The organism is Beggiatoa alba B18LD (assembly GCF_000245015.1).
GTDB classification, from domain to species: Bacteria; Pseudomonadota; Gammaproteobacteria; order Beggiatoales; family Beggiatoaceae; genus Beggiatoa; species Beggiatoa alba.
The window spans coordinates 407,257-421,543 of record NZ_JH600070.1; the positions used below are offsets into that span (position 1 = coordinate 407,257).

Annotated in this window: 14 protein-coding genes; 1 reads left to right on the forward strand and 13 read right to left on the reverse strand. The window is 42.4% G+C overall.

What is annotated here, in order from left to right:
- Positions 1–23: 23 nt before the first annotated feature.
- The 5 genes from BEGALDRAFT_RS01615 to trxA all read right to left on the reverse strand — a co-directional run bounded on the left by BEGALDRAFT_RS01615 (position 24) and on the right by trxA (position 4,261).
- The gene (locus BEGALDRAFT_RS01615; RefSeq protein ID WP_002683021.1) at positions 24–281 is read right to left on the reverse strand and encodes a hypothetical protein; all 258 of its coding nucleotides are present in this window, start codon (positions 279–281) and stop codon (positions 24–26) included.
- 358 nt (positions 282–639) lie between these two features.
- Positions 640–1,461, reverse strand: coding sequence for a protein phosphatase 2C domain-containing protein (locus BEGALDRAFT_RS01620; RefSeq protein WP_002683022.1), 822 nt, complete (start codon positions 1,459–1,461; stop codon positions 640–642).
- Positions 1,462–1,467: 6 nt separating this feature from the next.
- On the reverse strand, positions 1,468–2,193 hold the full coding sequence (locus BEGALDRAFT_RS01625; protein WP_002683024.1) for a vWA domain-containing protein: 726 nt from the start codon (positions 2,191–2,193) through the stop codon (positions 1,468–1,470).
- 250 nt (positions 2,194–2,443) lie between these two features.
- Entirely contained in the window at positions 2,444–3,262 is an 819-nt protein-coding gene (locus BEGALDRAFT_RS01630; RefSeq protein WP_002683025.1) for a cytochrome C assembly family protein, read from the reverse strand.
- Positions 3,263–3,397: 135 nt separating this feature from the next.
- Positions 3,398–4,261 carry a thioredoxin gene (gene trxA / locus BEGALDRAFT_RS01635; RefSeq protein ID WP_002683026.1) on the reverse strand — a complete coding sequence of 288 codons (864 nt, stop codon included), beginning with the start codon at positions 4,259–4,261 and terminating at the stop codon, positions 3,398–3,400.
- 529 nt (positions 4,262–4,790) lie between these two features.
- Here trxA and BEGALDRAFT_RS01640 point away from each other — a divergent pair.
- Positions 4,791–5,255, forward strand: coding sequence for a CopD family protein (locus BEGALDRAFT_RS01640; protein WP_002683028.1), 465 nt, complete (start codon positions 4,791–4,793; stop codon positions 5,253–5,255).
- Here BEGALDRAFT_RS01640 and BEGALDRAFT_RS01645 read toward each other — a convergent pair.
- The 8 genes from BEGALDRAFT_RS01645 to rsxC all read right to left on the reverse strand — a co-directional run bounded on the left by BEGALDRAFT_RS01645 (position 5,248) and on the right by rsxC (position 14,256).
- On the reverse strand, positions 5,248–6,039 hold the full coding sequence (locus BEGALDRAFT_RS01645) for a protein phosphatase 2C domain-containing protein (protein ID WP_002683029.1): 792 nt from the start codon (positions 6,037–6,039) through the stop codon (positions 5,248–5,250). The genes BEGALDRAFT_RS01640 and BEGALDRAFT_RS01645 overlap by 8 nt on opposite strands.
- Before the next feature lie 431 nt (positions 6,040–6,470).
- Positions 6,471–8,045, reverse strand: coding sequence for a nif-specific transcriptional activator NifA (nifA, locus tag BEGALDRAFT_RS01650; RefSeq protein ID WP_002683030.1), 1,575 nt, complete (start codon positions 8,043–8,045; stop codon positions 6,471–6,473).
- On the reverse strand, positions 8,046–9,716 hold the full coding sequence (gene nifL / locus BEGALDRAFT_RS01655; protein WP_002683031.1) for a nitrogen fixation negative regulator NifL: 1,671 nt from the start codon (positions 9,714–9,716) through the stop codon (positions 8,046–8,048).
- A gap of 220 nt (positions 9,717–9,936) precedes the next feature.
- Complete coding sequence (locus tag BEGALDRAFT_RS01660; protein ID WP_002683032.1) at positions 9,937–10,224, reverse strand: RnfH family protein; 288 nt, start codon at positions 10,222–10,224, stop codon at positions 9,937–9,939.
- Positions 10,225–10,283: 59 nt separating this feature from the next.
- The gene (locus BEGALDRAFT_RS01665) at positions 10,284–10,967 is read right to left on the reverse strand and encodes an electron transport complex subunit E (RefSeq protein ID WP_002683033.1); all 684 of its coding nucleotides are present in this window, start codon (positions 10,965–10,967) and stop codon (positions 10,284–10,286) included.
- Between the two features lie 2 nt (positions 10,968–10,969).
- Positions 10,970–11,647 carry an electron transport complex subunit RsxG gene (gene rsxG, locus BEGALDRAFT_RS01670; protein WP_002683034.1) on the reverse strand — a complete coding sequence of 226 codons (678 nt, stop codon included), beginning with the start codon at positions 11,645–11,647 and terminating at the stop codon, positions 10,970–10,972.
- Between the two features lie 11 nt (positions 11,648–11,658).
- Positions 11,659–12,735 carry an RnfABCDGE type electron transport complex subunit D gene (locus BEGALDRAFT_RS01675; RefSeq protein ID WP_002683035.1) on the reverse strand — a complete coding sequence of 359 codons (1,077 nt, stop codon included), beginning with the start codon at positions 12,733–12,735 and terminating at the stop codon, positions 11,659–11,661.
- Between the two features lie 30 nt (positions 12,736–12,765).
- Positions 12,766–14,256, reverse strand: a complete 1,491-nt coding sequence (rsxC, locus tag BEGALDRAFT_RS01680; RefSeq protein WP_002683036.1) for an electron transport complex subunit RsxC — start codon at positions 14,254–14,256, stop codon at positions 12,766–12,768.
- Positions 14,257–14,287 lie beyond the last annotated feature (31 nt).

The following is a 14,287-nucleotide window of genomic DNA, read 5'->3' on the forward strand; positions in this document are numbered from 1 at the left end:
AATACGTTATTATTTTAGGTGATTTACAACGAACTACCATTTCTTATTTTTTGTTCACTGCCAAAAATTGCCTGAATATCCTGTTCTAAAATGGGTTCGTAACGTGTAAAAAACGAGTGAATTTCGTTAATACATTTGTCGATATTTTCGGCGGAATTATCAAGTTGTGTTGAGCGAATGACCCGCGCCAACATCATGCTGGCAGGAACAACCTGACATTTATAGCCTTTTTGTCCTGTCACAAGTAACCGCCATAGCGGTTCTGATTTATCAGGTACCATGCAATGCACCTCCCTTTTACGCTAGTTACTTTTCCATCATACTCAGCACATGAAAACATTTAGTTTTAATAAGTTATGTGCGAACCAATTTTTTTTAATATTGGTGCGGGAAAAGCAGAATAGCTGGCGTATTTTATTTTTTCCAATGTGGATGAGTTGTTGGGGGGCGTTATTTGACTTTAGAGAAGGATGCAACTTTTGTACAAGTCTTTTAACGCTAACCCATTCATGATTAAGTATAGAATAGCCTGATATTGTCATGAGTTTTCTATTATCAGGCAATGAATTAATAACGGATTTGTCTAAATATGCATGATATTAGCGTTACTTCCCTAATATGCTGCTATTGTGTTTTAACTTATCGAGACTCTCCAAAAACGATAAGCGTAATATCGTCACCACTTCCTGCATCGGAATAGTGATTTAACCATTGCGGCAATGCTTGCTCTACCGCAGACACGCCAAATTGTTGAACTCTAACAAGCAAACTATGTGCAAAAGCGTGAAATTGTTGTTCATCCGCAAACGAATTGCTTAAGCCATCAGTTGCTAATAAAAGGGCTTCGCCCGCATGACGTTCTACTGTGCGAATTTGCCAATATTTATCAGCATCGTTAGAAATCAAGGAAAATGTCGCGTTTCCGAGTAAATGAGGGTCTTCTTGAAAGGGACATTCTGTGCCACCGTCTGTCATTAAACGCAACATATCGCCATCACCGAGTTGTCCAAGTAACAGGAGTTCAGGTAATACTAAGGCAACTAACAATGTAGAGCCGTAGCGTTTAAGTTGTGCCGTCATTTGTTCGGTGGACAAATGGGGAGAACGTCGTTGTATGTCTTGAATCACGTGGTTACGCCATACGCGCACCATTCGGCGGGGAAAGTCTTGACGGAAGTGATTGATAAATAGTGGGATACTACGTTGTTCAATATAAAAGTGCTGAAAAAACTCAAGCAGTTGTTCAACGGCTAAAGTCACCGCAAATTGTGCACCATATTGACTTAAATCATATTGTTTATCGCCATGTCCATCAGCAACGGCTAAGGCAATACAGGATTTATCGTGTACACGATGATGACGAATTGCAAAGGCATCTTGGCAGGGGAGTTGAGTTTGTCGATGTGATGCCCCTTGTTGACAAGCGGCAATCGTCCAGCCAATAGGATAATGGGCTAACATGGGCAGTCAAAATACATCTTCACTGGTGCTTAATATGGGTTGTGGTGGCGGTGTCAAAATGACATTTTCACTTTGTTCTAGGGCTTGTGACCCTTTACTTTTCCCTTGCGAAACCCCTATAGAAGCGGTAATACTGGCCCATTTAATATATTCTAATAATTCCGCTGGATTATGCGCTTTTAACACGCCAATTTCTCGGTGGGAAACGAATTTTAATAACTGCTCTTCATCATAATCGCTCTCATCTCCGATGGCTATTGCCAAACGCACTGCTTTTCTACCCCATGGCAGGCTATTCAGGCGTTTAATGGCTTGCGCGTATTCTTCATCGGTATCTGTACAAAAACCGTCAGATACTAACAGACAAACAGGTGGCAAGCCACGACGAGGCATTTTCTGCAACTCTAATTCATCCGCTAATAATTCAACGGCTTGAGCCGTTGCAGTAAGACCCGCAACCTCTAGTTCTGGCCATGAAAATGATTCAATGGGGACAGGGTCTGCACCAACATGCCAGTCAGCTTTATCAGCAAATTTGATGGCACGCATCATAATTTGTACTTGCGGATGATTGATGAGTGCTTTACGAATTTCAGGAATTGCTTCACGAATTGCTTGATTTAAAACAGCAATTTTTTTACCGCTCATAGAGCCTGAATAATCCGTAAGCCAAAAGAAATGCAAAGGACGTTTTGTCACTTCACCTTCAGGGACGGGAATAACTTGCGTCATGGGTTTTGTCCAATAATGATAATTTGATGCGTCAAATGCCTTTGCTGTATTTTATATTTTATTGAATTTTATCAATTAAATACGATGGAATTTGTGCGACAAAATTAGCCCCGCGTTTATCCCTTATTAATTATGGGTGAACGCGAGCGTTTAACTATACCTGAAAATGCAAATAAAATTTGTGCAAATTAAAAAAAATACCTGCTTACTAAAAAAACTGTAAAAAATATTTATCCTTAGCGGTTAACCGCTAATAACGCTGTAAAATCAATTCCAGCACGATTTTACTACCAAAGTAGGCAAGCATTAGCAAGGCAAATCCGCTTAAAGTCCAATAAATCGCTTTTCGTCCGCGCCAACCATATTGCCAATGTCCCCACAGCAATATCATAAAAAATCCCCATGCTATCAGTGATAGTACAGTTTTATGAACTAAGTGTTGCGCGAATAAATCTTCAATGAATAAAAAACCGCTGATAAGCCCCAGTGTTAGCCATAAAACGCCTAACGCTATCATCTGAAAGAGTAGTGTTTCCATCACTTTAAGCGGTGGTAAAACATGCATGACCCAACCTAAATGCTTGTGACGTAATTGATAATCTTGAATGGCAATAAAAACGGCTTGTAATGCGGAAATGCTTAAAAAGCTATAAGCGACAATGGCGGAAAAAATATGAAATTTAACCCCCATGTCTGCGGTTAAAAGGCGAACTGATTGGAAATAGTTATCTAATCCAATGCTTAAGGCAGCAACAGGAAAGAGGATAAATATCAGATTTTCTACAGGTTCGCGGAATAAGGTCAGGAGTAGTAATAAGGCAATCACCCAAGTCACCAGCGACGCGGCGTTAAAAATGCCTAGATTTAGTCCGTCTGTTGTAATAATGCTTTGATAAAGGACAATTGCATGTAAGACGACAGCGATACCCCCTAAACCCATTAATAGTGTTTTGAGTTGAAACAGGGGCGGGTTTTCAGTATTTACTGGAATTTTATTGCCGTATAAACGTGCAATTGCCGTTGCAACATAGAGGAGCATGGCAGAAAAACTTAACATGAAAGTATTCACAGATAATCCTCTGATTTATTGCTTGATTTTTAATCAGTCAGTTGTTTTCATCGTTAAAAAAACCCGTCAGCTTTTGAGGTCTGACAGGTTTTTTTAATCACTGTAATGATGTTATTTAAACATGACAGGCTTTCGTCAATAAAGCAATGCGGACATTTTGCTCCGATAGCGACTGACTAAATCCCCTTGATTGCCCAGTAATTCAAAGACAGCAATCAGCCCTTTACGCCCTGCATCATCTTCAAAACGACGATTTAAACGCATCACGCTTAAAAAGTCCGCAAGGGCATTTTCATATTCTCCGTGTAAAACGGCATAAGCACCGCGTTGGTAGCGAGCTTGTACGTCATTTTCTTGTGTGGTCAGTGTTGCGTTTAATGTTTCTAAAGAGGGCGCGTTTACGACTATTTTGGCAAAGTTCAATTTATTGGACAATTGTGTAAATAGTGCATCCGCTTGAATATTGACGGGTAGCGATTGCAAAATTTTTTCGGCGGCTTCTAGTTGCTTGTTACTGATGTAGTAATTTGCAAGGTCTAAATGTAGTGGATAATAGTTTGGTTCGCTGGCAAGTGCGGTTTGAATGATTTGTATTGCCGCAGGGATATTGCCTTGTTTATACGCATCATAGGCTTGTTGGCGTAATCTTTCGACAGGGCGTTCGATATGGCGTTCTAGTAACGTGCGTAAGGCTGATTCGGGTTGTACGCCTAGAAATTCATCGACAATTTTGCCTTGTTTAAAAATTTTAACGGTTGGCACGCTACGAACAGAAAATTGTGCCGCAAGTTCTGGTTGTTCATCAATATTGACTTTTGCCAGTATAAATTTACCTTGATATTCATCTGCTAATTTTGCAAGTAATGGTATTAAGACTTTGCAAGGGGAGCACCAGTCCGCCCAAAAATCGACGAGAACTAAGGTTTCTTTAGATTTTTCTACAACAGTCGTTAAAAAGTTTTGTAGATTGACATCGATGATATAAGGGGATTCAGCCATAAGATGTGACTCCGTTAATTTAACTTATTTATTTTAATAAAAAATTAATAGATAAAATATGATGACTGTTGCTTGAAAGTTCAAGTATTTACTCAATTTAGCAATGGATGGTGATTTTAAATAGGGTGTATTAATTAACCCAAGTTCGGTGATATTTATAAAATAAAACAGAGACCTGCTAGGTTTTCAAAATCTAGGCAGGTCTTTTTTTGTCTGAATCAGAATTTTCAGAATTAGCAGCATTAAAAAACGTGATTCGCATTAATTTCTCGGTTTAAGGGGTTTAAATTCTGTTAATTCTGAAAATTCTGATTCAGACAGGCTGTTATCTTTTTAAAAGAATCTCGCCGTACTCAGGTTAATCAGCAATCACTTTTTGAATAAATAGGGCAAGATATTCTAAAATAGTGTATTAGTTTGTCATTAGTATATCATCTAGTTATCGCTATAGTTGATTGATATCTATCGGTATCTTAGCAGGTTTCGGTAGAATGTTTTTATTATCACTACGCTTTGTTTAGGAAAACTCATGTTATTCAGCTTATTAAAAACCTTGCATATTTTAGCCTGTCTTCTTTGGGTGGGAGGAATGTTTTTCGCTTACGTTGCCTTACGTCCTGTTGCTGCGCAACTTCTGGAGTTGCCGTTACGTCTGCAATTGTGGGTGCAGGTCTTTAAGAAGTTTTTCCCTTGGGTATGGGTTGCGATTTTTAGCTTGCTGGTAACGGGTATCGGCATAATACATTTGTACGGCGGGATGGCTCAGGTGCAATGGCATGTACACCTCATGCTGTTGACAGGATTAAGCATGATGGTGATTTTTATCCATATCTTTTTTATCTTGTATCAGCGGTTGCAGGAGGCAGTAAAAACACAGGATTGGCAAACAGGTGGTTTACGCTTGGGGCAAATACGCCGTTTAATTGGGATTAATTTAACCTTGGGGTTGGTAACAGTTGTTATTGCGAGTTTAGGCAAAAGTGTTTTTATGTAGTGCGTACCAGTGCCGCAAGGCTTAAATCATCTGCGGCATAAATGCCTTGTTTGGCGAATTGTTCTAAAGCCCGTTTTACTCGACGTTTCACGAAGTCACCTTCGACTTGTTTAAAAGCCAGTAATTGTGTTGCAACATCTAGTAGTGATATCCGCGTACCGTCGCTAAAGTTGTAGCATTGTCCAATTCCATCGGATGCAATGGCAATTGTGGGATATTCTGTTAAGGAAAACTCAAAAATGAGTGGTTTATGATAGATAGCGTTTTCTTTCTGGCTTGCGCGTGAATCCTGAATAATTAATGGGTACAGTTCATGGCTGGCATATTCTTGTTGGCGTTCTTCCGTTAGCCAGTAAGAAAGGTAGTAGGGGGCGTTGTGGGTAAATTCGATATTGATATAGTCAATCTTATCTGATTGATTTTTAAGTAGAATCGTTCCATCACCATAAACGTAAATGCGCACACTGTCCGCAGTTTGATAAGCAATCAATGTGGTTGCATCTAAGACGGATAGGGATATTGGCAGTTTTTGTGCGATATCGGCGGCTTGTTTAATCAGACGTTGTCCAAATAGATAATAATCGCTGATTAAATTATCGACTTGTTTTTCTACGAGTGTTTTTGCGGTGAGTGCAAGAATACGCGCCCCGACATCGCTGTTCGGTGAGGACGAGCAACCATCGCAAACGATTAAAAAGGGGGTTGGACTGTCGCCATGTAAGGCATAGTCTTCACAGACAACATGCGTTTTGCCGATGGTAAAAAAGGAGTCGTAATGCAGCATAGTCAACCCTAATTCTGCGAGATTCAAAAATAAAAACGGATGGTTATTGTGTTTTTAGGCATAAAACAGCCTGAGTTTTACGAGTTTCTTTTAAAAAGACAACAGCTTGTCTGAATCAGAATTCACGGAATTTTCAGAATTAGCAGAATTAAAAAGCGTGATTCACCTGACTTTTTGGTTTAAGGGTTTTAAATCCTGTGAATCACGATGAAAAACAAGAGAATAATCTCTGCCAGTCCTTCAACCCTTTTCGCGTGTTCCGACAGACCTGCTAGGTTTTGAAAACCTAGCAGATATCTGTTTTGTTTTATAAAACTCGCCGAACTCAAGTTAAGTATAAGCAGGAATTATGATGACTGATAGCAAAATTTACTGTTGTGTCACTGTTTTATAAAAGGGGTCGAGTATGACTCGACCTTGTTCCGTTAGGGTTAAATATTCCGCAATTTAATATTGAGCGTTTGAATCCGATAGGCAATTTGACGCGGGGTCATGTTGAGCAACCGCGCAGCTTTTGCTTGTACCCAGCCCGCTTGTTCTAAGGCTGCAATCACTCGTTCACGCTCATCAATCGATTCATCGTTTAAATCAACTTTAGTGAGCGCGTTATTATTGCTATCGTTGTTTGTCGTGGGCATGGTGAGCTTTTCTTCTAGCCCCGTCATGCTGATGATGGAGCGGTCAATTAATTCACCTTCGCACATAATTGCGGCACGTTCTAAACAGTTCTCTAGCTCGCGGACATTACCAGGCCAATCGTGACGGATGAGTAAACGAATAGCACTATCAGTGAGTTCCAATTTCCGTGCTTGCATTTTGGCAATTTTGGTGATGAGAAAATGCGCAAGTTCTGGAATATCTTCAATGCGTTCCCGTAAGGGAGGCAGGCGAATTGGCATAACGTTTAAGCGATAGTATAAGTCTTCACGAAATTCGTTATTTTCTACCGCATCTTCTAAGTTTACGTTGGTTGCTGCAATGACACGAACATCAACTTTTATTGTGCGTGTCCCGCCAATCCGTTCTAATTCGCCTTCTTGTAGAACCCGTAATAATTTAGCTTGGAAAGTGGGGGATATTTCCCCGATTTCGTCGAGAAAGAGTGTTCCACCATCGGCCCGTTCAAAGCGTCCTTTGTGTTGGTTAATCGCCCCACTGAACGCGCCTTTTTCATGTCCGAATAATTCCGATTCGAGCAGATTTTCAGGCAAGGCGGCACAGTTGACTTTGATAAAGGCGGCGGTGTGGCGGGGGGAATTATAATGAATTGCGTTGGCAATCAGTTCTTTCCCTGTGCCTGATTCTCCACGGATTAAAACGGTGGTGTTCCATTTAGCAACTTGGCGCACCATTTCGAAGACTCGTTGCATGGTGGGCGAATGTCCGACGATGTTGTCAAAGCTGTATTGTCCGCGCACGGTTTGGCGTAAACGGTCGCGTTCGTCGGTTAAGTCACGACGTTCTTTGGCAATTTCATTAGAGAATCGGACGCTTTGGGCAATCAGTTGTGCGACCATTTCCATAAAGCGGGTACGCTCATGTAGGAAACGGTCGTTTTTACAGGGCTGGGCGGCTAATACGCCGACTAGCTCTTGGTTGATGTGAATCGGTATGCCTATAAAAGGAAGATGCCGCTCGTATAAGCCTAAGCGGTCTAAAAAACGCGGGTCATCGCCCGCTCGTTCGACCACAATGGTTTTATTGAGCTGCATGACTGAGCCGATAATTCCTTCCCCAATTCGATAACGAAACTTAGGCGGCTGTTGTTTATCGCCCGCATAAACTGCGTTGACAGATAATTCACCGTCGTCCGTGCGTAATGTAACAACACCATAATGCATACCCGCATAATGGTGTAGGTGTTTTAGCACTTCTTCTAGTGTCTCATCCAAATTGAGGGAACGACTTAAGACCTTGCCCACTTGGAACAAGGCTTCTAACTCAGATTCTATTAGGTTGGCACGATTGTTTAATAGGGTTACGTCTTGATCGTTTTTTGAATCCACTTATACCGCTTCCCGATAACGCACACTTGGAAACTGAACAATAAACCGACATCCGCTGTCATAGTCTGGATCGATCCGTATTGTACCCGCGTGGAGGTTCACAACTTCTTGCACGGCTGTCAGTCCTAAGCCTGCACTACGATGTGCTCTACCTTTGGTAGTAAAGAACGGTTCAAAGACTTTTAAACGCAGATGTTCAGGAATACCAGGACCTGTATCTTCTACAATGATTCTGAGCATTCCTTCTTCGGTTGCTGCGGTACGAACCCGCAGTTCTGATAGTTTACCACGATTATCTTGCATCGCGTCTAAAGCATTATCTATCAGGTGTTTGAACAAGCTTCTTAAGCGTCCCACTCGACCAAGCATTGGGGGGAGTATGGGGGTTGGAATCCAATCGACCACAATGCCGTTGGCTAATAAACGGCTAGTAGAGAGGGTGAGCACGTCGCGGAGCAGTTCGTTTAAATTAACGGGAACAATGGCTTCATTGGTTAAACTGGGTGTGCTTTGTCTTAGGTTATCAATGGCTTGTTCAGCCGCTGATAAGGCATTTTTTAATGCATCACACAAGGGATCAGAAGAGCCTTTGGCTTCTGAACGTCGTTCCAGCATACCGACTGCCGCCGCGATCATGTTGATAGGTCCTTGAAATTGGTGAATAGCCCCTGTTAGGGTTTCACGCATATTTTCAATAACTTCTCCCTCTGCCAATAATGCCCTTAAGGCATTCATGCGAACTTCTTCTTGGCGATGTTTCAACTCGGTTATTTCCTTGGCGACTAATAAAAAATAACTTTCTTTTCTGACTTCAAAAAACGCATCAGCACTGCTGTCGCGTTCTCTAAACCATGTCCCCGCACAAACAAACCAGCGCGGCTGACGATTTCCCCCCATGTCTAAACTGACTTCTTGGTCTTCAAAACTACCATCGTTTGATGATAAATCTTTCCATTCATTGCCTAAGGCATCTTTTAAAGCGGTTAAGAAGAGTTTTGCAGGTTCTAGCCCGCGTAAATCGCCGACTAATTTTTTATATTCGTGATTGTCTAATACGACTTTTTCATGGTCGTTTAATAGGGCAATCACGACAGGGGCGGAATCAACAACGGATTCAATCAGGGCTTTTTGACTTTTAACCTTTTGTTCTAAATGGTAAACATCGGTCATATCACGGTGCATACCGAGATAATATGCCGCATCGCCTTGTTTATTGAGCACAGGGGCAATAATTACTTCGGCAAGATAACGTTCTCCATTTTCGCGCCGATTGACTAACATCCCTGTCCAAGGTTTATTCTGTTTTAGCCGTCCCCACAAGGTTTTATAAACCAAAGAGGGGGTTTTATGGTCAGATAACGCGGATTCTTTTTTACCGATAATATTTTCTAAGGCGTATCCAGTGACTTGTTCAAAAGCAGGATTGGCATAGAGAATTTTTGCGTCTAAATCAGTGATAGAAATTGCAACTTGTGCTTGTTCAACCGCTTCGAAAAACAGGCGGGGAGGTAATGCCGTATCTTCGTTAGTAACGGCATGTTTAAATAATTCTAAGATGTCTGTGGGTGTCCCTTCTGGTGGGTTGTTCAGAAAGGACTCTATTGCGTCCGTTAAGGTATTTAAGCGGGCAGAAAGTAATTGCTTAGTCATTTTTTCTTGTGGTTCACTCATTATTAACACCATCCCTAATACGGGTGATTTGCTTCTGCAACAGAAGCATTTCTATCTTATTAGATTTTTATGTAAGTTTGTAATGCCTTCATTCACGTCATCATAAAAAGAGATGGGTTAAATCCTAACAGTCAACAACAAGCAATACATTCAATGCGTTTAACGCGGTTGTGTAAGATGGTGTTATGAAAAATTACCATAACACCAGATGACCGTTTTATTAATCTTCATCATCGTCGTCGTCGTCATCCCGATCTCGCCGTTTGACCGTTTTTGGGTCGGCAATGATGGCGCGATAGATTTCTACCCGATCACTTTCTTGCAATGGGGTGTCTAACTTTACAATTTTTCCATAAACCCCTACTTTTTGTTTTTTCAGGTCAATATGGGGGAATCGTTTTAAAATACCTGATAAATTAATCGCTTCTTCAACTGAGCTACCATCAGGCACTTCAAGACGCAACCAGACTTGTTGCGTTGAGTCTGCATAAGCAATTCCGACATTCATACGTATATCACCTATTTTGCTTTTTGCATGGGATTAAAGCATAACCCCATGGATAAAAATTAAGTTGCTGGGGTTTCTACAGAATCTAAGGCAGGTGCTGATACTGTTTTACGCCGTGATTCCCATACCCGTTTTGCAGCGATTAAAAAGCCCATGACAATAAATGCCCCTGGGGGGAGAATCATTAATAAATAGCCTTTATAATCAGGAATAATGGTCATTTCTAAGAAGTGAAAACTTTGCCCTAATAAAGAGGAGGCTTGCGCAAATAAAGTGCCACTGCCAATGATTTCGCGAATTCCACCCATAATAGTGAGCATGATAGTGAATCCTAAGCCCATGGCAAATCCGTCAACAATAGAGGCGGGAATACTATTGCGCGAGGCAAATGATTCAGCTCGTCCTAAAATAACGCAGTTCGTCACAATTAAGGGAATAAATAAACCGAGTACTTTGTATAAGTCATGTAAAAACGCATTGATGCACATGTCAATGATAGTCACTACTGCCGCAATCAAGACGATAAAGACAGGAATCCGTACTTCAGGCGTGACGATGTCGCGGACTAATGCAATCACGAGGTTAGTTAGGACTAATACTAACAAGGTGGATAAGCCCATGCCTAAGCCGTTAGTCGCCGTCGTCGTAACGGCTAGGGCTGGACATAATGCTAATTGTTGCGCTAACACAGGATTATTATCCCAAAGTCCATCACGCATAATTTTGCCGTAATTTGTCGCCATGGCTATTTGCCTCCTGCTGTTGTTGCTGTCGGGGCACTGTCAGCAACGGGTTTATTCACTTCTGCCAAAATGTCGGATTGTTTTTCCTTATAGAAATCTAGCCCTTCTTTAACTGCATTCACGACAGCACGCGGGGTAATCGTCGCCCCCGTGAATTGGTCAAAAATCCCGCCGTCTTTCTTAACTTTCCACCCCTTCTCATCAGGATCAGCTAAGGATTTGGCTGTAAAGCTCTCAATCCATGGGGCTTTACTGATTTCGATTTTGTCACCAAGTCCAGGGGTTTCTTTATGCGCTAGGGTACGTACACCTAAAATTTTGCCTGATTTATCAATCCCCATGATGAGATTAATCGCACCTGCATAACCATGTCCTGTCACTTCAAAAGCGACACCTGTTAATTCACCTGCTTTCTTTGCCACATAAATTTGACGTTTAGAACCATCCGCATTTGTCACTTCAATCGCTTCTTTTAACATGTCATTGTCATGTAACGCAGCGGGTAACACTTGTTCAATAGAAGCCTGTTTTTCAGCCGCTTTCGCTTTTTCAATGGCATCATGGGTTTCTACGTTAGCAATTACTAAGGCGGCACTGGCTAATAAACCAACGCTCCCTAATAAACCGCTGTGATAACCAATACGGTTACGATAACTGGGGTTTTTAATACCTTTCGTCATGATATTTCTCTTTAAGAACGGGTGCTAACGTCGATAGGTTTACCACGATAAGTACGACCATAAATGCGAGGGCGTACATAATGGTCAATTAATGGGGTTAATGCATTCATCAGTAACACCGCAAAGCCAACCCCTTCAGGGAAACCGCCCCATGTCCGAATGGTATATTCCAAAACGCCAGCCCCAACCCCAAATAAAATTTGTCCTATTTTGCTAGAGGGCGAAGTCACATAGTCAGTTGCAATAAAGAATGCTGCTAACATCGCCCCGCCATTGAGAATATGATAAAGACCATCGGTATAACGGTCGGGATTAATCAGGTGAAAAACCGTTGCTAAAACTAATGAGGTTAATAACATAGAGACAGGAATATGCCATGTAATCACCCGTTTATAGAGCATATATAACCCCCCTAACAATATTAATAATGCAGAGGTTTCCCCTAAACTACCCCCTGTCCATCCTAAAAGGGAATACAAGGGGTTATAGTCTGTAAGCACTTGTGGCACGGTATGATTTAAAGTTAATTCTGTCTTGACATGTCCTAAAGGCGTTGCACCGCTGTATCCATCGATATTTGGAATACTCCCGCCAAAAGTAATGCCTAAACTGGTCAGTAAACTGGGGGCATTACTAGAAAACAGTGGCGTTGGATTAATCCATGTCGTCATCTCTAGGGGGAAAGCAATCAGGAGCATGACCCGCGCTAACATCGCAGGATTAAAAATATTTTGTCCTAAACCGCCAAATAAATGCTTGCCAATGCCTAGCGCAAACACCACGCCAACGACTGCAATCCACCAAGGGGCCCATGGTGGCAAGGTTAACGCAATTAACCAGCCCGATAACACCGCAGAACCATCATTTAAAAACGGTTTAATCGGTTTTCCCATCAAGTACAAACAGGCAGCTTCTGTCGCTAAGGCAGCCGCGATGCTAATTAATAATAAAAATAAAGCAGGCCAACCAAACAAAAAAATGCCAAAAGCTGTCGTTGGAACGAGGGCGTAAATAACCGTACGCATCACGGTTGCAACCGATGTCGGTGCATGAGTATGAGGGCCGCTAATCAGCGTGGCAGGATTCATGAAATTACTCCGAGTAAACCTTCAATAACCTTAATCTAATGACAATTCTGCATTGACTGCTTTAGCAGCTTGCGCAGCTTTACGAGCATCTGCTTCTGCTTTTCGCTTGGCGGCGGCATCTGCTTTTAATTGAGCTTCCCGCTCTAAGCGTTGGGTACGTTGTTCAACTAAACGACGATTTTCCTGTGTTTTATGCTTCGCTTGTTGACGTGCCGCAATTTCCCCTTTGGCATAATTAAAATATTGCACGAGAGGAATATGTGAAGGGCAAACATAGGAACAACAGCCACAGCTGACACAGTCAACTAAACCAAAATCGACCACTTTATCCAAATTGCCCGCTTTTGCATGGGCTGCCATCTGTAACGGCAATAACCCACAAGGACACGCACCGACACAGCTACCACAACGAATACAGGGCATGACTGTTTGTGCTGAAACTTCTTGCGCGGTTAACGCTATTACGCCACTTGTCCCTTTAACAACGGGAACATTTAAAGAAGGCATCATCTGCCCCATCATCGGTCCCCCCATCAAAGTACGTGCGGGAGGCTCAGACAATCCGCCACAAAAAGCAATAACATCAGACAATAACGTACCTATCGGCACTTCCACATTTTGAGGCTCTTTCACAGCCCCACCACCGACTGTAATCACTCGAGAAATTAAAGGACGATGATGTCTAATAGCCTGATGTACCGCGTAAGCAGTGCCCATGTTATGCACCAAGACCCCAATATCAGCTCCTAAGCCACCCGCAGGCACTTCTAACCCTGTGACCGCTTTAATCATGTGCTTTTCAGACCCCATGGGATATTGCGCAGGCACAACCACGACGCGCAGATTGCCCGCATGTTCACAGGCTTTTTGCAGGGCAGCAATCGCAACAGGCTTATTATCTTCAACCACTAACAAAGCTTTTTCCGCTTTAATGGTATGTAAAATAATGCGTGCCCCATCAACAATGCCGTCCGCTCGCTCTTGCATTAAACGGTCATCACAGGTTAAATACGGCTCACACTCGCCCCCATTTAACACTAACATATGGATTTTATTGCGACTGCCTAAACGCAATTTCACCGCAGAAGGAAAAGTTGCCCCGCCCATACCAACAATACCCGCAGCCCCCACACGCAAGGCAATTTCAGCCCCATCAGTTCTTAACGGGTCTGCATCCATGCTGGGCAAATCTACCCACTTATCTTCGCCATCAGATTCTAAAACGATAGTACGGACGGGCAAGCCAGAAGGATGGGGGGCAGGATGGTCACTAATATCGACAATCATGCCCGACGTTGGCGCGTGTACAGGGGCAGAAATAGCCCCTTGACTATTTGCGAGTAACTGACCTTTTAAAACCGTATCACCCACTTTAACTGCAGGTTCAGCAGGCGCGCCAATATGCTGTTGTAAAGGGACATACAGACGCTTAGGCATGGGCATAACCCGAATTGGCTTAGCACTGGTAATCTGCTTATGTTCTTCGGGATGAACACCACCATTAAACTTAAACAACTTCATCGCTTTTCTCATCACCACTGAGGATGTAACC